General features: G+C 72.7%; 17 protein-coding genes. 6 read left to right on the forward strand and 11 right to left on the reverse strand.

Features of this window, described 5'->3' with window-relative positions:
* Positions 1-347 precede the first annotated feature (347 nt).
* Together trmB and AMIR_RS34770 are read right to left on the reverse strand one after the other, a co-directional pair.
* Positions 348-995 (reverse strand): tRNA (guanosine(46)-N7)-methyltransferase TrmB, encoded by a 648-nt coding sequence (trmB, locus tag AMIR_RS34765; RefSeq protein ID WP_222840835.1) that lies wholly within the window; start codon positions 993-995, stop codon positions 348-350.
* A 94-nt stretch (positions 996-1,089) separates the two neighbouring features.
* Positions 1,090-1,716, reverse strand: a complete 627-nt coding sequence (locus AMIR_RS34770) for a hypothetical protein (RefSeq protein WP_342626574.1) — start codon at positions 1,714-1,716, stop codon at positions 1,090-1,092.
* Positions 1,717-1,955: 239 nt separating this feature from the next.
* Between AMIR_RS34770 and AMIR_RS34775 the strand changes: the two genes are divergently transcribed.
* Positions 1,956-3,299: a S8 family serine peptidase gene (locus tag AMIR_RS34775; RefSeq protein WP_015805687.1), complete on the forward strand. Its 1,344-nt coding sequence runs from the start codon at positions 1,956-1,958 to the stop codon at positions 3,297-3,299.
* 158 nt (positions 3,300-3,457) lie between these two features.
* Here AMIR_RS34775 and AMIR_RS34780 read toward each other — a convergent pair whose 3' ends face one another.
* The gene (locus tag AMIR_RS34780; RefSeq protein ID WP_041838659.1) at positions 3,458-4,222 is read right to left on the reverse strand and encodes an ABC transporter permease; all 765 of its coding nucleotides are present in this window, start codon (positions 4,220-4,222) and stop codon (positions 3,458-3,460) included.
* Positions 4,223-4,227: 5 nt separating this feature from the next.
* The gene (locus AMIR_RS34785) at positions 4,228-5,148 is read right to left on the reverse strand and encodes an ABC transporter ATP-binding protein (protein ID WP_015805689.1); all 921 of its coding nucleotides are present in this window, start codon (positions 5,146-5,148) and stop codon (positions 4,228-4,230) included.
* Between the two features lie 214 nt (positions 5,149-5,362).
* Here AMIR_RS34785 and AMIR_RS34790 point away from each other — a divergent pair, with 214 nt between their 5' ends.
* Positions 5,363-5,794 carry a PPOX class F420-dependent oxidoreductase gene (locus AMIR_RS34790; RefSeq protein WP_015805691.1) on the forward strand — a complete coding sequence of 144 codons (432 nt, stop codon included), beginning with the start codon at positions 5,363-5,365 and terminating at the stop codon, positions 5,792-5,794.
* Between the two features lie 100 nt (positions 5,795-5,894).
* Here the strand turns inward: AMIR_RS34790 and AMIR_RS34795 are convergent, their stop codons facing one another.
* The gene (locus tag AMIR_RS34795; RefSeq protein ID WP_015805692.1) at positions 5,895-6,251 is read right to left on the reverse strand and encodes a hypothetical protein; all 357 of its coding nucleotides are present in this window, start codon (positions 6,249-6,251) and stop codon (positions 5,895-5,897) included.
* A 91-nt stretch (positions 6,252-6,342) separates the two neighbouring features.
* On the opposite strand from AMIR_RS34795, the gene AMIR_RS34800 reads away from it, so the two are divergent.
* Complete coding sequence (locus tag AMIR_RS34800) at positions 6,343-7,647, forward strand: amidohydrolase family protein (RefSeq protein WP_015805693.1); 1,305 nt, start codon at positions 6,343-6,345, stop codon at positions 7,645-7,647.
* An 80-nt stretch (positions 7,648-7,727) separates the two neighbouring features.
* On the opposite strand, the gene AMIR_RS34805 is transcribed toward AMIR_RS34800, so the two are convergent.
* The 4 genes from AMIR_RS34805 to AMIR_RS34820 all read right to left on the reverse strand — a co-directional run bounded on the left by AMIR_RS34805 (position 7,728) and on the right by AMIR_RS34820 (position 14,119).
* Positions 7,728-8,417 (reverse strand): SDR family oxidoreductase, encoded by a 690-nt coding sequence (locus AMIR_RS34805; protein WP_015805694.1) that lies wholly within the window; start codon positions 8,415-8,417, stop codon positions 7,728-7,730.
* A gap of 182 nt (positions 8,418-8,599) precedes the next feature.
* Complete coding sequence (locus AMIR_RS34810) at positions 8,600-10,690, reverse strand: PhoX family protein (protein ID WP_015805695.1); 2,091 nt, start codon at positions 10,688-10,690, stop codon at positions 8,600-8,602.
* A 174-nt stretch (positions 10,691-10,864) separates the two neighbouring features.
* Positions 10,865-12,898 (reverse strand): PhoX family protein, encoded by a 2,034-nt coding sequence (locus AMIR_RS34815; protein WP_015805696.1) that lies wholly within the window; start codon positions 12,896-12,898, stop codon positions 10,865-10,867.
* A gap of 60 nt (positions 12,899-12,958) precedes the next feature.
* Positions 12,959-14,119 carry an MFS transporter gene (locus tag AMIR_RS34820; protein ID WP_015805697.1) on the reverse strand — a complete coding sequence of 387 codons (1,161 nt, stop codon included), beginning with the start codon at positions 14,117-14,119 and terminating at the stop codon, positions 12,959-12,961.
* 65 nt (positions 14,120-14,184) lie between these two features.
* Here AMIR_RS34820 and AMIR_RS34825 point away from each other — a divergent pair, with 65 nt between their 5' ends.
* Together AMIR_RS34825 and AMIR_RS34830 are read left to right on the forward strand one after the other, a co-directional pair.
* The gene (locus tag AMIR_RS34825; protein WP_015805698.1) at positions 14,185-14,826 is read left to right on the forward strand and encodes an HAD family hydrolase; all 642 of its coding nucleotides are present in this window, start codon (positions 14,185-14,187) and stop codon (positions 14,824-14,826) included.
* Positions 14,827-14,942: 116 nt separating this feature from the next.
* Positions 14,943-15,671: an SDR family NAD(P)-dependent oxidoreductase gene (locus AMIR_RS34830; protein ID WP_015805699.1), complete on the forward strand. Its 729-nt coding sequence runs from the start codon at positions 14,943-14,945 to the stop codon at positions 15,669-15,671.
* 131 nt (positions 15,672-15,802) lie between these two features.
* Here AMIR_RS34830 and AMIR_RS34835 read toward each other — a convergent pair whose 3' ends face one another.
* Both AMIR_RS34835 and AMIR_RS34840 read right to left on the reverse strand, forming a co-directional pair.
* A complete protein-coding gene (locus AMIR_RS34835; RefSeq protein WP_015805700.1) occupies positions 15,803-16,894 on the reverse strand; it encodes an inositol-3-phosphate synthase in 1,092 nt (363 codons plus the stop codon).
* 29 nt (positions 16,895-16,923) lie between these two features.
* A complete protein-coding gene (locus AMIR_RS34840) occupies positions 16,924-17,469 on the reverse strand; it encodes a PadR family transcriptional regulator (RefSeq protein WP_015805701.1) in 546 nt (181 codons plus the stop codon).
* Between the two features lie 165 nt (positions 17,470-17,634).
* Between AMIR_RS34840 and AMIR_RS34845 the strand changes: the two genes are divergently transcribed.
* Positions 17,635-18,039 (forward strand): DUF5318 domain-containing protein, encoded by a 405-nt coding sequence (locus tag AMIR_RS34845; RefSeq protein WP_015805702.1) that lies wholly within the window; start codon positions 17,635-17,637, stop codon positions 18,037-18,039.
* Positions 18,040-18,171: the final 132 nt, after the last annotated feature.

An 18,171-nucleotide genomic window follows, 5' to 3' on the forward strand; every position in this document is an offset into this window, starting at 1 on the left:
AAGAACACCGTAGAACCTTCCGGGTGAACCTGCGTCACTCCAGGGTCGGGTGCGGGGTCAACCACAAGGCTGAGGGAAAGCCGCAGATGAGCACCCCGCTGGCCGATGTCGGATGACGCGCGCGCGGGCGACCCTGGTGGTGGGGAAGCTCGCGGAAGGAGAGAACGATGATCACAACGATCGCGACGTGGACCGGGGCGGCGCTGGGCGTGCTCGTGCTCGTGCTGATGGCGGTGTCCAGCGTGCTCGTCGACTCGCAGGAGTAGCCCGTGGCGCTCCTGGAAGCGGAGGCGTGACCGCGCGCGGGAAGAGCCCTGCGCGCGGTCGCGCCCCCGGATCGGCTCGGGCTAGCTCGGCTCGGGCTGGATCCGCTCGAACATCAGGTCGTGGCTGACCCGCTCCTCCTCGACCGCGCGCTGCTCGAACTTCGTCACCGGCCGCCACTCCGGGCGCGGGGCCCAGCCGTCGTGCAGGTTGCGCAGCGCGGGCTCGGCGGAGCACACCTCCAGCATCTGCTCGGCGTAGCTCTCCCAGTCGGTCGCCATGTGCAGCGTCCCGCCCGGCCGCAGCCTGCTGGCCAGCAGCTTCACGAACTCCGGCTGCACGAGCCTGCGCTTGTGGTGCTTCTTCTTGGGCCAGGGGTCCGGGAAGAAGATCCGGACCCCGGCCAGCGTCCCCGGTTCGACGTGCGACTCCAGCAGGTCGACCGCGTCACCGCGGAAGGCCCGCAGGTTCGTCGCGCCGAGCGCCTCGGTGCGCAGCAGCAGCTGCCCCAGGCCCGGCTTGTACACCTCGACCGCGACGTAGTTCAGCTCCGGCGCGGCGGCCACCAGCTGGCTGGTGGTCTCGCCCATGCCGGAGCCGATCTCCAGCAGGACGGGGGCTTCCCGCCCGAACCAGGCCGTGAAGTCCACCGGCCCCTCGGGGAGCGCCTTGACCTCGCGGCCGACGCGGTCCCAGTGGGTGTCCCACGCGCGTTGCTGACCGACGGTCATCCGCTCGCCTCGCTGGACGTAGCTGACGACGGTGCGGTGGTGCGCGGGGCGTTCCTGCTTGCTCGGTGTCACGGGCGCACAGCCTAGGACAGCGCTACGCGATGTTCTCCAGGTCCTCGATCTGCTCGCGCAGCTCGGCGGGGGTGAAGGCGATCGGCTGGCGCAGTCCGGGCCCCCGGTGCGCGGGCAGCAGGTCGACCCAGCCGGGGTGCTCGTCGGTGAACTGGACGGTGGTCGGCTCGGCCGGGCCGTAGACGCCGCTCTCGGACGGCACGAACTCCCAGTAGCCGACCTCGCCCTCGTCCGCCCACGGCACGTAGATCCAGCCGGGCCTGCTCAGCAGCAGCTGCGACACCTCGTCCTCGACGGCGAACCCGGCCGCGCGGGACGGGAGCCTGCCCCGGTCGAGCGCGCGGAGCCACCACGGCGCGGGGACGCGGGCGCCGACCTCGCGGACCGCGCGGTACAGCGAGAGCACCTGGCGCTCGTCGGCCCGGTGCACCCAGGCCCTGCGGGACTGCGCGGGGGACGAGGCGAGCTCCGCCCCTCCCGCCGCCTCGATGGCGTCCGCCCACTCCAGGCCGAGCATGGGTTCGACGCGCAGCCCGCGGTCGCGCTGGCGGGGGCGGGGGAGCTCGGCGGGGCGCGTCGCGGGGGACGGCAGCTTCGCCTGCGGTGGCCGCTTCGCCTGGGATTCCGCGTTGAGGTCTGGATCGAGCACCGCCACGGGTTCACCTCCGGAGGGTTCCTTGACGGGGTTGGCGAATTCGCGTGCGTGCACACCGCCGCCTCACGATTCGCTACTTTCATCCCACCTGCTCGCCCGGTTCCTGTCATGGCCGGTTGGGACAGTTCACGGGGTCTTAACGAAGGACTTACTCCGTGCGCGTGACCTCTTGAGCTCGAAACATGAACGGCATCGAATATTTGTGACCTGAACCACAAGGCGGTGTTCCGAAGGTGCTCCCGGTCGCGCTCGCGGTGCTGGCCATGGTCGCGCAGACACCCGCCTGGTCGGTCGGCCAGCAGCAGTGGCACCTGGACGCGCTGGGGGTGCACCGGGCGCACGAGCTCGCCCGAGGCGACGGGGTCGTGGTGGCCGTGGTGGACTCCGGCGTCGACGACACGCGCCCCGACCTGGTGGGCCGGGTGCTGCCGGGGACGGGCGTGGGCGACGCGGTCGGCACCGGCGGCGTGCAGGACCGGTCGGGGCACGGGACGGCGATGGCGGCGCTGATCGCCGGGGTCGGCGAGTCCGGCGGCGTGCTGGGCGTCGCGCCCGCCGCGAAGGTGCTGCCGGTGTCGGTGGGCGTGGACGGGACCGGGTTCACGCTGGCGGCCGTCGCCGAGGGCGTGCGGTGGGCGGTCGACCACGGGGCCGACGTGGTGAACCTGTCGCTGACCTCGGTCGCGACGCTGACGCCGGAGCTGACCGACGCGGTGGACTACGCGTTCGAGCACGACGTCGTGGTGGTCGCGGGCACCGGCAACTCCGGCGAGCAGCACGTGGGCGCGCCCGCCGACATCCCCGGCGTGATCGCGGTGGCGGGCACGACCCGCGACGGCTCGCCGTGGGCGCGGTCCAACACCGGGCCGCCGACCGTGCTGGCCGCGCCCGCCGAGCGGGTGGTGACGGCGGTGCCGCTCACCTCGTCGGCCAGCGGGTACGCGGCGGTCGACGGGACCAGCGCGGCGACGGCGCTGGTGAGCGGGGTAGTGGCGCTGGTGCGCTCGCGGTTCCCCGACCTGGACGCGGCGAACGTGGTCAACCGGCTGGTGATCAGCGCCGTCGACCTGCTGGAGCCGGGGCGGGACAGCCGGACCGGGTTCGGGCTGGTGAACCCGGTGGGCGCGCTGGAGGGCCGCATCCGCGAGGTGGACCGCAGCCCGCTGCTGCCGCCGAGGCCGCCGCTGCCCGCCGCGACGGCGGCCCCGGACCCGGCGCTCGCGAGCGCGGACCGGGGAAGCGCGGACCGGGGAAGCGCGGACTCGGGGAGCGGGGACCGGGGGAGCGCGCCGGTGGCGACCGAGCCGGGCGACGGGATCGGGCCGGTGGAGCGGGCGGCGTGGGCGACGGCGGTGGTGCTGCTCCTGGCCACGGCCGGGCTGGTGGCGCTCCGGCGCTTCCGGAACGCCGAACCGGGTGGAGCGGGGGTGGGCGCGTTGGCATCGGGTGGACCGGCGCCGAGCGCGCCGGAGGCGGGCGGACCGACACCGAACACGTCCGCGCCCACCACTCCCACCACGCCCACGCCCACCACGTCGACACCCACCACATCGACACCGGACGCCGACCGCCCCTGACGCCGGGCCACGCCGGCCTGTCACGCGGCAGACCTGCCGCGCGCCAGCCACTCGCCCCCGGACAGCGAGGAGCGCGGGCGCCTCCCCGAAGGCCGCCCGCGCTCCGCTCCCCCTGTCCGGCCCACCACCCCGAGCGCGGGCCGGAAGGTCCTGTCCCGTCAGGCGTCCCGGCGGTTCACCACGACCAGCGACACCAGGAAGACCGCCACCGCCACCGCCGCGAAGTAGCCCAGCGAGGGCCACGGCGCGAGCGCGCCCTCCGGCGCGGGCGGCCCCATGCCGCCCACCACCTCGCCCGAGGGCGAGCCGAGGACGAAGTTGTCGGCCATCGCGAACGGCAGCCACTTCTGGATCTTCGGCCCGAGGTCCGGGATCAGCGCGATCAGGCTCTCGCCGACCATCGAGTACACCAGCAGCACGGCCACCGCCCCCGCGGTGTGCCTGACCAGCGCCCCGACGCCCACGGCGAGCACCGCGGCGGCGGCGTAGACCAGGCCGACGCCCGCCACGTGCCGCCAGTCCGCCGACGACTCCAGCCCCAGCTGCGAGGCGTCCGCGGCGACCAGCCTGCTCGCGCCCCACGAGGTGAACGCGATGACCTCGCCGACGACGCCCGCGAGCAGCGCCACCACGACGACCTTGGCGACCATCACCGCGTTCCGGTTGGGCACGGCCTGGAAGGTGGCCCGCATGGTCCCGAACCGGTACTCGGTGGTCACCGCCAGCGCGGCCATCACCATGACCACGGACATGCCGAACGAGTAGGTGAACTGGGTCGTGCTGACCTGCACCGGGGCCTCGGCGGGCATCTCCATCGCGATGAGCGTGGCGATCCCCGAGGTCATGACGAGCGCCAGCGCCGCGCACCACCAGGGCGACCGCGTGCTGAACAGCTTGATCCGCTCGACGGCGAGCAGCGCCACGGCGGTCACACCCCCTTCTCGGCGGAACCGGTCTGGTACTCGACCGAGTCACCGGTCAACTGCATGAACGCCTCCTCCAGCGAGGCCCGCTGCGGGCTGAGCTCGTGCAGCACGACCCCGTTCCCCGCCGCGACCTCGCCGATCTCCGCGCCGGTCGCGCCCTCGACCGTGAGCACGCCCTCCGCGCCCTCGGCGACCGCGAACCCCTTGTCCCGCAGCAGGGTCGCGAACCGCTGCCACTCCGGCGCGCGCACCAGCACGGCGGCCTTGGCGGAGCGGTCGATGAACTCGGCGGTGCTGCACTGGGCGATCAGCTCGCCCCGGCCGATCACCACGAGGTCCTCGGCGGTCAGCGCCATCTCGGACAGCAGGTGGCTGGACACCAGCACGGTGCGCCCCTGCGCGGCCAGGCCCTGCATGAAGCGCCTGATCCACAGGATGCCCTCGGGGTCCAGGCCGTTGACGGGCTCGTCGAACAGCAGCACCTTCGGGTCGCCGAGCAGGGCGCTGGCGATGCCGAGCCGCTGGGACATGCCGAGCGAGAACCCGCCTGCGCGCTTGCGCGCCACCTTGGTGAGGCCGACCTCGTCCAGCACCTCGTCGACCCTGCGGACCGGGATGCCGTTGGACCTGGCCATCCACAGCAGGTGGGTGCGGGCCGAGCGGTTGGGGTGCACCCACTTCGCGTCGAGCAGCGCGCCCACGGAGCGCAGCGGGTTCTTGATCTTGTTGTACGGCGTGCCGTCGATCAGGACCCGCCCCGCCGTCGGGCGGTCGAGTCCGAGCACCATCCGCATGGTGGTGGACTTGCCCGCCCCGTTGGGGCCGAGGAAGCCGGTCACCCTGCCAGGTCGGACGGTGAACGACAGGTCGTTCACCGCTACGGTGCTCCCGTAGCGCTTGGTGAGGCCGATCGCCTCGATCATCGAGTGCTCTCCTCTCGCTTCCCCGGTTCTCCGCTGTGGTGAAAAAACTTCCACCCCGGCGTGCCCTCGCGCATCGACCGGTAGTCGAAAGCGGCGTAGTTCTTCGGTCTCATCTTCGGTATTACTACGAACGGGGGACTCAGTGATCACCCTGAGTCAGCCCTGTTGTTCCGCGCTCGGGGTCTCGGGGTCGGGGGGTCCTACGGTTGGCCCCATGGGTTACACGGATGCCCCCGAGGGCTGGTGGCGTGAGTTCGTCGCGGCCAGGCCGCGCACCGGGAAGCTGGCCGTCGTCCGCGCCGACGGATCGCCGCACGTGACGCCGGTCTGGGTCGACGTCGACGGCAGCTCGATCGTGTTCACGACGCACGTGGAGTCGGTGAAGGGCAAGGCGATCCTGCGCGACGGGCGGATCTCGCTCTGCCTGGACGACGAGGAGCCGCCCTACGCGTTCGTGACGCTGTCGGGGAAGGCCGAGGTGGACGACGACCCGGAGCAGGTCACCTACTGGGCGGGCAGGCTCGGCGCGCGGTACATGGGCGCGGACCGGGCGAACGAGTACGCGGCGCGCAACGGCGTGCCGGGCGAGGTCGTGGTGCGGCTGCGGAACCCGAAGGTCGTGGCGAAGGTGGACGTCGCGGACTGAGGTGGCGGCGGGAGTGGGCGGCCTGGACCAGGGGGGAGCGGGACCGGGTGGCCGAGACGCGGTGCTCGGAGCCGGGCGCCGGGGGCCGGACCGGTCGGGGCTAGTCGCCGAACACCAGCCTCGGTCGCCGCAGCGGCGCCTTCCACAGCCGCACGGCCAGGTCGGCGTACCACTCCTGCGCCTCCCGCTCCTCCTCGAAGCCGAGCAGGAACGCGATGTCGTCCCAGGTCCAGCCCTGCCTGATCAGCAGGGCGATCATGCTCGCGTCGGACTGGTCCACCTTCCGGCGCGCGTCGAAGTTCATGTGCGCCCAGCCCGCGATGACGTCGTCGGGCACCCACGCCCGGCCGACGCCCGCCGACGCGACCTCGACCGAGAGCGGCATCGCGACCAGCGGCATCCCCCCGACCAGGCGGTGCTGCTCGGGGGTGAACCGGCTGCGCAACCAGTCGTCCACAGCTCGGGGGCAAGGGCGCGGTCCCTCCACCTGAACGAGTTTCGGCTTGTCACCCCGGCCGGTCAACCGCTCTTGCGGCAGGATTCACGCCATGACCTTGCGCCTGCACGCCCCGGTGGTCCTGCCCTGCGACCCCGCCTGCACAGTCCTGCGCGACGCGGTGGTCGACGTCGACGAGCACGGCAGGATCGCCTTCGTCGGCCCCCGCGCCGACGCCCCCGAGCACACCGGCGCCACCCGCGAGCTGACCGGCATCCTGATGCCCGGCCTCGTCAACGCCCACGCGCACACCCCGATGATCCTGCTCAGGGGCATGGGCGGCGACCTGCCGCTGATGCGCTGGCTGCAGGAGGCCATGTGGCCCGCCGAGGCCAAGATGACCCCCGCCGACATGCGCTCGGGGATGCTGCTCGGCGCGGTCGAGATGCTCCGCAACGGCGTCACCACCAGCGCGGAGATGTACTTCAACGGCGAGCAGCTCGCCGAGGCGGTCATCGAGGCCGGGTCCCGCGCGCTGTTTGGCGCGGCGATCATGGAGCTGCCGGGCATGGACTGGCGGGCGCAGACCGACGAGGTGAACCGCTGGATCGACGCGGACGGCCTGCGGATCGGCCCGCACGAGCGCTTCGAGATCAGCTACGGGCCGCACTCGGCGTACACGCTCTCGGCGGACGCGCTCGGCGTCGTCGGCGGCGAGGCCAGGCAGCGCGGGGCGCTGGTGCAGGTGCACGTGGCCGAGTCGACGCAGGAGGACGTGGCGCAGCGCGAGCAGTACGGCTCGGTGCCGAAGCTGCTGGAGCAGGTCGGCGCGCTCGGCGGGCGCGTGCTGTCCGCGCACTCGGTGCACCTGTCCGACGAGGACGTGGCGATCTACGCCAAGCACGGCGTGGGCGTCGCGCACTGCCCCGGCTCGAACATGAAGCTCGCCTCCGGCGTCGCGCGGATCAGGTACTACCTGGACAACGGCGTGAAGGTCGGCCTCGGCACGGACGGCCCGGCCAGCAACGACGACCTGGACCTGATGGAGGAGGCGCGGCTGGCCGCGCTGCTGGCGCGGGTGTCGGGCCTGGACGCGACGGCGATGCGGGCGGCCGACGCGCTGCTGCTGGCCACCAGGGGCAGCGCGGACGCGCTGGGCCGCGACGACATCGGCGCGCTGGAGGCCGGGCGCTGGGGCGACGTGGTGCACGTGGACGTGGACGACCCGGCGTTCGCGACGGGGCTGGACGCGCCGGACGAGCAGGTGCTGGCGAACCTGGTGTGGGCCAGCGGGACGCGGCGGGTCAGCGACGTGTGGGTCGCGGGCGAGCAGGTCGTCGAGGCGGGCGAGTCGACGCGGGTGGACCGGCGCGAGGCGCAGGCCGAGGTCGCCGGGATCGCGGCCCGGCTGCGGTAGCGCGCCCCGCGCTCCCGGCTGCCGCGAGGCGGCCGGGAGCGGGCGCCGCCCGGTTTCCCCGGCGCTCAGCCCAGGGGCGCTCAGCCCAGCCTGGTCCTCGGGCGCACCACGATCTCGGTGATGTGCGCGTCGTCCCCGGCCAGCACCGCGCGCGCCACGGCGTCCGCGACGGACTCGGCCCGCAGGTACAGCTCGGCCTCGTACTCGCCGCCCTCCTGCTGCCGCACGTCGCGCTGCATGTCCGTGTCGACCCGGCCGGGGTGCACCGAGGTGACGCGCAGGGCGGGCTCCTCGGCCCGCAGGACGTCGCCGAACGCCCGCAGCGCGAACTTGCTGGCCGCGTAGACGCCCCAGCCGGGGTTCGCGCGCAGCCCGGCGCCCGAGTTGATCAGCACCACGTCGCCGCGCGCCTCGCGCAGCAGCGGCAGCGCCAACCGGGTCAGCTCGGCGACCGCGACGACGTTGACCTCCAGGGTGCGCCGCCACACCTCGGCCGACGCACCGGACAGCGGCCCCAGCTCGGCCACGCCCGCGCTGTGCACCAGCACGTCCAACCGCTCGATCCCGGCGACCGCCCCGGCGAGCGCCTCCGCGTCGGTCAGCTCGACGGCGAACGGCCGGGCGCCGGGCAGCTCGTCGGCCAGCGCCCGCAGCGCGGCCTCGTCACGGCCGCCGAGCAGCACGTCGTGGGTGGGGGCGAGGGCGCGCGCCACGGCGGCGCCGATGCCTCGGGAGGCTCCGGTGATCAGGGCTGCGGGGCGTTCGGTCATGGGGGAACCCTAGAGGGTGAACCGGGTGACGGCCGTGCGCCGGAACCGCCCGCGCCGGGCAGTGCCCCGGACAGCGCGACAGACAGCGCGACAGACGGCGCGACGGCCCCGCGCACGGGTGCGCGGGGCCGTCGGAGCGCGTCGCGGTCACGCCCGTCCCCGACCGCGACGACCGGGAGTCGTCAGCCGCAGACGCGGCCCCGGTCCTTCTTCCACACCGCCACCACGGACGGCCTCGGCTGCGAGGTCCCGCCGTCCGGCCAGTGCGACACCGGGTTGTCGGCGTTCGCCCCGTCGACCTCGCCGGGGTGCTGCACCGACACCAGCACGAACTCGTCGTCCACCACGGGCCCGCAGGTCTCCGCGCCGCGCGGCACGGTCAGGAACTGCTTGACCCGCCCCCGGTACTTCCCCTCGACCGGCACGGCGAACAGGCCGTCGTTGGAGCCGAGCGCGTTGCCGTCGGTGGAGATCCACAGGTTGCCGCGCGAGTCGAACGCGACGTTGTCCGGGCAGGAGATCGGCGAGACCTGGGTCTTGTCGTAGCCGCCGAAGTAGGTGTCGGCGGTGTTCGGGTCGCCGCACACCAGCAGCAGCTTCCAGGAGAAGCTCAGCGCGGTGTTGTCGCCGCGCCGCTCCTCGATCTCCAGCACGTGGCCGTGCTTGTTGCCGGGGCGCGGGTTGGGCTCGGTCGGGCCCTCCTTGCCGGTCTTGCCCCGGTCGGTGTTGTTGGTCAGCGCCGCGTAGATCCGGCGGTTGCGCGGGTTCGGCTCGACGTCCTCGGGCCGGTCCATCTTGGTCGGCGACACGGCGTCGGCGGCGAGCCGGGTGAAGACGTAGACCTCCTCGGCGGTGAAGCCGGGCACGAACGAGCGGTTGCCCGCCGCCAGCCTGATCCACTCGCCCGCGCCGTCGAACTCGCCGTCCGAGGGCAGCTTGCCGGAGCCGTCGATCTCCGCGACCGGGCTGTCGCCGGTGAGGCGGGCGACGTACAGGGTGCCCTTGTCCAGCAGCTTCTTGTTGTGCTCGCGGGCGTGCTTGCTGTTGCCCGGCTTGTACTTCTCGTCGGAGACGAACTTGTACAGGTAGTCGAAGCGCTCGTCGTCGCCCATGTAGGCCACGGCGCGGCCGTCCTGGGCGATGATGACGTTCGCGCCCTCGTGCTTGAAGCGGCCGAGCGCGGTGTGCTTGACCGGGGGCGCGTCGGGGTCGTGCGGGTCGATCTCGACGACCCAGCCGAAGCGGTGCGGCTCGTTGGGCTCCTGGGCGATGTCGAAGCGCTTGTCGAACCGCTCCCACTTGCGGGTGGTCGCGCCGGAGGACATGCCGTAGCGGGCGATCCGCTTCTGCTGCGCCGGGTCGGTGACCGTGCTGCCGTTGGCGAAGTACTGGTTGAAGTTCTCCTCGCCGGACAGGACCGTGCCCCACGGCGTGACGCCGCCCGCGCAGTTGTTCATCGTGCCCAGCACGCGGGTTCCGGTGCGGTCGGCGGAGGTCTTGAGCAGGTCGCTGCCCGCCGCCGGACCCGTGACGCGGAACTCGGAGGTGAGGGTGACGCGGCGGTTGTAGCGGCGGTCCAGCTTGGGCTGGAGCTTGCCGCTGCGCCGGTCGCGCTCGACCAGGACCACGGACATCCCGTGCGCGGCCCAGGCGATCTCGGCCTGCTCGCGGGTGGGGTTGGCCGCGTCGTAGCCGCGGAACATGAACTCCTCGGTGGTGTACTCGTGGTTGCTCACCATGAGCCACCGGTCCCGGCCGTCGAGCGGGACCAGGCCGCAGAAGTCGTTGTTGAACCCGAACTGCCGGGCCTGCGCCGCGGCGCTCTGGCGGTCGAAGTCGAACTTCGGCGCGCCGGGCAGGACCGGGTCGCCCCAGCGGATCACGACGGACTGGTCGTAGCCCTCGGGGGTGACGACGCGGTCCTCGGTGTTGGGGGCGACGGGCGTGAAGTTGAGCCCGTCGCGCCTGCGCCCGCCGCCGAGGTCGAAGTCGGCGCCCCCGAGGTCGGGCTTGCCGGGGGCGGCTGCGGCGGTGCCCGCGAGGCCGACGCCCGAGGCGCCAGCGACGGCCAGCACGGCTCCCGCCTTCAGCAGGCCGCGGCGGCGCACGACCTCGCCGACAACGTCGCCGAAGTAGCTGTTGTCGGAGGTGTTGGGCGCCTCGTGGGCGCAGGCGTTGCCGCAGCGGTACCGGCAGGTGACGGCCGCTCGGCCGACCGGGTGGTTCGGGAACAGGGGCAGCAGGTGACGACCCTGGTCGGTGGGAGCGGGCACGCGGACCTCCGTGCATCGGTGGGAGCTCGTCATCGGGGAACTCGCGAGACGCTAGGTTTCGCAGTCCTCGTCCGGTGGGACAGCGGGTGAACGCCAGGCGAACACCTGCGCCGACGGTGGAGAACGGATCACCCGCCGTCCGTCCGGACGCGCGCTCCTGCCGCGCCGGGGCGCTCAGCCGAGGCCGATGTCGCCCAGCCTGCCGCGCTCCTCCCGCCACACCGCGACCACGGACGGCCTTGGCTGGGAGTCGCCGCCGTCCGGCCAGTGCGACGCCGGGTTGTCGGCGCTCGCCCCGTCGACCTCGCCGGGGTGCTGCACGCACACCAGCACGACCTGCCGCCCGACGACGGGCCCGCAGGTCTCCGCGCCGCGCGGCACGGTCAGGAACTGCTTGAGGTGCCCCCTGGACCGCCCCTCGACGGGGACGCCGAAGAGGCCGTCGTTGTGGCCCGCGAGCGCGCCGCCGGAGTCGGTGGCGATCCACAGGTTGCCGTGCGGGTCGAACGCGACGTTGTCGGGGCTGGAGATGGGGGAGACGCGGTCCTTGGGGAAGCCGCCGAAGTAGGTGTCGGGCGCGGCCGGGTCGCCGCACACCAGGAACAGGTTCCAGGCGAAGGTCGTGGACAGCGGGTCGTCGCGCCGCTCGGTCAGCTCCAGCACCTGGCCGTGCCGGTTGTCGATCCTCGGGTTCGGCTCGGTCGCGCCCTCCTTGCCGGGCTTGCCGCGCTCGGTGTTGTTGCTCAGCGCGCAGTACAGGACGCCGGTGCGCGGGTGGGTCTGGAGGTCCTCGGGGCGGTCCATCCTCGTGGCGCGCACCCGGTCGGCGGCGATCCTGGTGAAGACGCACACCTCCTCGGCGGTCATGCCGTCCACGAAGGACCGGTTCCCGGAGACCAGCGGGATCCACTCGCCGGTCCCGTCGAACCGGCCGTCCGAGGGCAGCGCGCCGGAGCCGTCGATCTCCTCGGGCGGGCTGTCGCCGCTGAAGCGGGCGACGTAGAGGGTCCCGTCGTCGAGCAGGGTCATGTTGTGCCTGCGCGCGGCCTTGCTGTCGCCGGGGCGGAAGCGCTTGGCGGAGACGAACTTGTAGACGTACTCGAAGCGCTCGTCGTCGCCGGAGTAGGCGACCACGCGGCCGTCCGCCGCGACGCGGACGTTGGCGCACTCGTGCTTGAAGCGGCCGAGCGCGGTGTGCTTGACCGGGGTGGAGGTCGGGTCGTGCGGGTCGAGCTCGACGACCCAGCCGAAGCGGTTGACCTCGTTCGGCTCCTGGGCGAGGTCGAAGCGGGGGTCGAAGCGCTCCCACTTGCGGGTGGTGGCGGAGCCGGTGACGCCGTAGCGGGACAGGCGCGGGTCGGCCAGGGCCTCGGCGTTGGCGAAGTACTGGTTGAAGTTCTCCTCGCCGGACAGGATCGTGCCCCAGGGCGTGACGCCGCCCGCGCAGTTGTTCATCGTGCCCAGCACGCGGGTTCCGGTCGGGTCGGCGGAGGTCTTGAGCAGGTCGCCGCCCGCCGCCGGACCGCGCACCTCGAACGGGGTGGCGAGGGTGATGCGGCGGTTGTGGCGGGAGAACACCGGGCGCAGGGCGCCGTCGCGCGGGGAGCGCTCGACGCGGACGACGGTGAGGCCGTGCGCGGCCCAGGCGATCTCGACCTGCTCGCGGGTGGGGTTGGCGGCGTCGTAGCCCCGGAACATGAGCTGCTCGGTGGTGTACTCGTGGTTGACCACGAGCAGGCCGGTCAGCTCGCGCTGGTCGAGGGGGAGCAGGGCGGCGAAGTCGTTGTTGAAGCCGAACTGGCGGGCCTGGGCGGCGGCGGTCTGGTGGTCGAAGTCGAACTCGGGGGCGCCTGGGAACAGCGGGTCGCCCCAGCGGATCACCACGGACTGGCGGTAGCCGTCGGGGACGACGACGCGGTCCTCGGCGTTGGGCGCGACGGGGGTGAAGTCGAGGCCCCTCGGGGCGGGGTGACCGGCTGCTCCGACGGGCGCTTCGGCGGCTGCTGCGGCTGCTGCGGGCGCGGCGGTGAGCGCGATGAGGGCCGTGCCGCCGAGGAGCGCGGTCCTGCGGCTGACGAGGTCGCCGAAGTACGGGTTTGCCGTGGGGTTGGGCACCTCGTGGAAGCAGGCGTCACCGCAGCGGTAGCGGCAGGTCAGCGCCGCGCGGCTGGGCGAGTGGTTGCCGATCAGGGGGAGCTGGAACGTCACGTCGAACGCCTCCTGCGGTCAGGTCGGGTCAACTGACCGTAGGCCGGCGTTCACCCTTTGTTAACCCACCGCGTCCTCGCCGACCAGCACGGCTTCGGCGGGCACGACCTTCTCGTCCCCGCCCTTGAAGGAGAGCAGCACGGCGGCCAGCGCGCAGGAGACCGCGGCGACGACGAACGGCTGCGGCAGGTGGCTGACGAACGTGGCGGCGAGCGCGCCGCCCAGCCAGCGCAGGAAGTTGTAGCCCGCGCTGGCGACCGGCCTCGGCGCGGGGCTCACGCTCATCGCGGTGCCGGTGAACAGGGTGTTGAGCAGGCCGGAGACCAGGCCGGACACGATGATCGCGACGACCAGCAGGGTCTTGTCCGGCACGGCCATGACGAGCATCAGCGCGGCGAACGCGAGCACGGCGGCCAGCGCGGCGCGGCGCTCGCCGAGGCGGGCGGCCAGGCGCGGGGCGAGCAGGACGCTGGAGAGCGCGACGCACAGGCCCCAGCCGAAGAAGACCAGGCCGATCTCGACCGCGCCCCAGCCGAGCACGAACGGCGACCAGGCGAGGACCGCGAAGAACGCGGCGGTGTAGAGCGCGGAGGCGAGGGCGGTGCGCAGCAGGCCGGGGTGGCGCAGGGCGCGCAGCGGGTCGAGCACGCCGACCCGGCCGCGCCTGCCGTCGTCGGCGAGCCAGACCGCGCAGAGCACGAGGGCGAGGGCCATGAGCACGGCGGTGCCGAGGAACGGGCCGCGCCAGGAGATGCTGCCCAGGAGCGCGCCGAGCAGCGGGCCGACGCTCAGGCCGAGCCCGAGGGCGGCTTCGTAGAGCAGGATCGCGCCCTCCTGGCCGCCGCTGGCCGCGCCGACGATGACGGAGAGGGCGGTGGCGATGAAGAAGGCGTTGCCGAGGCCCCAGACCGCGCGCAGGCCGATGAGCTGGCCGATCGAGCCCGCGAGGGCGCAGAGCAGGGTGGCGACGACGATCAGCGCGAGTCCGCCGACGAGGGTCCGCTTGGCGCCGAACCGGGCGCTGGCCGCGCCGGTGAACAGCATGGCGAGGACCTGGACGCCGAGGTAGGAGGAGAACAGGAGGGTGACCTGGGACGGGGACGCGTTCAGGCCTTCGGCGATCGACAGCAGGATCGGGTCGACGAGGCCGATGCCCATGAAGGCGATCACCGCGGCGAACGCCGTGACCCAGACCTGGCGGGGTTGGTGGAGGAATTTCATTTCGCCATGCTAACCGATTTTGCTTAGCATGGCGAAGGACCGTTCGAGGCAGTAGCTTCGGCCGGGTGGATGCTGTGGTGTTCGACCTGGACGGCGTGCTGGTGGACTCCGAGCGGACGTGGGACGAGGTCCGCAGGGCGTTCGCGGCCGAGCACGGCGGCGTCTGGCCGCCGGAGGCGACCGTGGCCATGCAGGGCATGAGCACCCCCGAGTGGGGTGACTACCTGGTGCGCGAGGTCGGCGTGCGGCTGAGCGCCGAGGAGGCCGCGCGGGGCGTGATCGCGGAGATGGCCAGGAGGTACGAGCAGGGCCCGCCGGTGCTGCCGGGCGCGGTCGAGGCGGTCCGCGCGGTGGCCGAGCGGTGGCCGGTGGCGATCGCGAGCTCGTCCCCGCCGGTGCTGATCCAGGCGTTCCTGGAGGCGACGGACCTGGGTGGGCTGGTGCGCGTGGCGGTGTCGAGCGAACAGGCGGGCGCGGGCAAACCGGCCCCGGACGTGTACCTGCTGGCCGCACGGGGCCTCGGCGTGGAACCGGGCCGGTGCGCGGCGGTGGAGGACTCGACGAACGGCCTGAAGTCGGCGCGCGCGGCGGGCATGGCGGTGTACGCGATCCCGAACCCGGACTTCCCCCCGGCGCCGGAGGCGCTGGAGGGGGCGGTGGTGCTGGGCGGGATCGGGGAGTTGGCGGGGGCGCTGGGGCGGGGGTGAGCCCTGGCCGCCTCACCGGACGAGCGGACCGTCACCGCGGGATCACTCCGGGCGATCCCGCACCCACCCGAGCTCGTCCCCCTGCTACCACCAGGTGAAACACCTAGCCTGGGCGCATGGAGCAACGAGTTGCCGTCGTGACCGGCGCCGCGCAGGGCATGGGGTTGAGGATCGCCGAGCTGCTGCGGGCCGAGGGGTACTCCGTCGTGGGGTTCGACCTCTCGGCCACCGAGGGCGGGGTGGTCGGGGACGTGTCGTCCGAGGAGGACGTGGCCCGGCTGGCCGCGCACGTCGGCGACCGGGTGGACGTGCTGGTCAACAACGCGGGCATCGCCGCCATCACGCCCTTCGAGGAGACCAGCCCGCAGCTGTGGCGGCGGGTCATGGAGATCAACCTCACCGGGCCGTTCCTGCTCTCGCAGGCGCTCGGCGCGAAGATGCTCGCGCGCGGCTCCGGCTCGATCGTCAACATCGCCTCGGTGGCCGGGCTGAGCGGCGTGGCGGACCGGGCCGCCTACAACGCCAGCAAGCACGGCCTGATCGGCATGACGCGCACGCTGGCCGTCGAGTGGGGCGGGCGCGGGGTGCGGGTCAACGCGGTCTGCCCCGGCTGGGTCAAGACCGAGATGGACGTCGAGTCGCAGGCGGGTGGGCACTACGGCGACAGCGACATCACCGACCACGTCCCCATGGGGCGCTTCGCCGTCCCCGGCGACATCGCGCAGGCCGTCGCGTTCCTGGCCGACCCCGAGCGCAGCGGGTTCGTCAACGGCGTGGCGCTGCCGGTCGACGGCGGGTGGACCGCCGACGGGTCCTGGCAGTCGCTGCGGCTGTCCAAGCGCTGAGCGACGAAGCGCCCCGAAAAGCCAGGGGAACCCCGGAAAGCCCGAAGGCCGGACCGCCCCCGCCCAGCGCGTGGGGGCGATCCGACCTCGGGGAACGTCGAGCCCGGCGGACCCGGCCCAGCGACGTCAGCTCAGCGCTCGACCTCGCCGCGGATGAACTTCTCCACGGCCTCGCGCGCCTCGGTGTCGTCGTACTGCTCCGGCGGGGACTTCATGAAGTACGACGACGCCGACAGGATCGGCCCGCCGATCCCCCGGTCCAGGGCGATCTTCGCCGCGCGCACCGCGTCGATGATGATGCCCGCCGAGTTCGGCGAGTCCCACACCTCGAGCTTGTACTCCAGGTTCAGCGGCACGTCGCCGAACGCCCGGCCCTCGAGCCGCACGTACGCCCACTTGCGGTCGTCGAGCCACGCCACGTAGTCCGACGGTCCGATGTGGACGTTCCGCTTGCCCATGTCCCGGTCGACCTGGGAGGTGACGGCCTGCGTCTTGGAGACCTTCTTGGACTCCAGGCGCTCCATCTCCTTCATGTTCAGGAAGTCCATGTTGCCGCCCACGTTCAGCTGCATGGTGCGGTCGAGCTGGACGCCCCGGTCCTCGAACAGCTTGGCCAGCACGCGGTGCGTGATGGTCGCGCCGACCTGGGACTTGATGTCGTCGCCGACGATCGGCACGCCCGCCGCGCGGAACTTCTCGGCCCACTCGGGGTCGGAGGCGATGAACACCGGCAGGGCGTTCACGAACGCCACGCCCGCGTCGATGCACGCCTGCGCGTAGAAGCGGTCCGCGTCCTCGGAGCCCACCGGCAGGTAGGACACCAGCACGTCGACCTCGGCCTCGCGCAGCGCCGCGACGACGTCCACGGGCTCGGCGTCGGACTCCTCGATGGTCTCCAGGTAGAACTTGCCGAGGCCGTCGTAGGTGTGGCCGCGCTGCACGGTCACGCCGAGGGGCGGCACGTCCGCGAGCTTGATGGTGTTGTTCTCGCTGGCGAAGATCGCCTCCGAGAGGTCCGTCCCGACCTTCTTGGCGTCGACGTCGAACGCGGCGACGAACTCGACGTCGCGCACGTGGTAGTCGCCGAACCGGACGTGCATCAGGCCGGGAACGCGCGTGTCCGGGTCGGCATCGCGGTAGTACTGGACACCCTGCACCAGCGACGCCGCGCAGTTGCCCACTCCGACGATGGCCACTCGAACAGTGCGGCGCTTGTCGCCCATGCCGAGTCCTCCTTCTTGTTCTGCGTCAGTCATTCGTCCCGCTCACCCAGCTCGGCCTGCTCGTGGGCGATCAGCTCGTTGAGCCACCGCACCTCGCGCTCGCTGCTCTCCAGCCCCATGCGGTGCAGCTCGCGGGTGTAGCGGTCGATCCGCTCCCCGGTCTCGGCTAAGGAGGACCGGAGGCCCTCCCTGCGCTCCTCGACCCGCCGCCTGCGGCCTTCGAGGATGCGCACCCTGACCTCGGCGGGAGTTCGGGAGAAGAAGGCGAGGTGCACGCCGAACGAGTCGTCGTCCCAGGTCTGGGGCCCGGCGTCGGCCAGCAGCTCCCCGAACCTCTCCTTGCCCTCAGCGGTCAGCCGGTAGACCTTCCGCGTCCGGCGACCCCAGGAGCGCTCCTCCTCACCGGGGGCCTCCTCCACGATCAGCCCGTCGCGTTGCAACCGGCGCAGCGCGGGGTACAGGGTCCCGTAGGAGAAGGCCCTGAACGCCCCGAGCAGGCCGTGCAGCCGCTTGCGCAGCTCGTAGCCGTGCATGGGCGCCTCGTGCAGCAGGCCGAGGATCGCGAACTCCAACACGAGATCACCCCCTGATCCGCACGCCGATGGGTGAACCGAGTATATCGACGCGATACATCTGACCCTCCTGGAGCTGTGTCATCTCGCACACAGTGGCACTGTGACGAGCACCACTGCGCTGAACAGCCCTCCGGCGGCGTCGGGGGGCCACGTACTCTGGGGGCCGTGCTGACCCAACGCCAGGTCGTGGACTACGCCCTGCAGCGCAGAGCGCTGCTCGCGGGGGTCCACGCTGGCCGGGTGGGCACCATGGAGGTGTGCGACGCCAGCCCGTACCTGCTGCGAGCTGCGAAGTTCCACGGCGAGCCGAGCGACGTGACGTGCCCGGTGTGCCGCAAGGAGCCGCTCACCCTGGTGTCCTGGGTCTACGGTGACGAGCTCAAGCACGCGGCCGGGTCCGCGCGCACGCCGGAGGAGCTCGGGCGGATGGCTAACCTCTTCGAGGAGTTCTCCGTCTACGTGGTTGAAGTTTGCCGCACGTGCAGTTGGAACCACCTGGTGCAGTCATACGTCCTGGGGACGCGGGGGATTGGCTCGACCAAACCCCGCCGCAGGACCGCGTCGGAGTGACCCCGCTCCCGGTGCGGTTGGTGTGACCACCGAACCGCGCGCACTCGGCGCGCCGGTCTGGGAGGCCTTTTCGTGAACGACCAGCATGATGACAGGCACGGTGGCGGGGAGCCGCAGTGGCCGACCGGGGAG

Origin of the sequence: Actinosynnema mirum DSM 43827 (genome assembly GCF_000023245.1) — a bacterium.
Lineage (GTDB): Bacteria > Actinomycetota > Actinomycetes > Mycobacteriales > Pseudonocardiaceae > Actinosynnema > Actinosynnema mirum.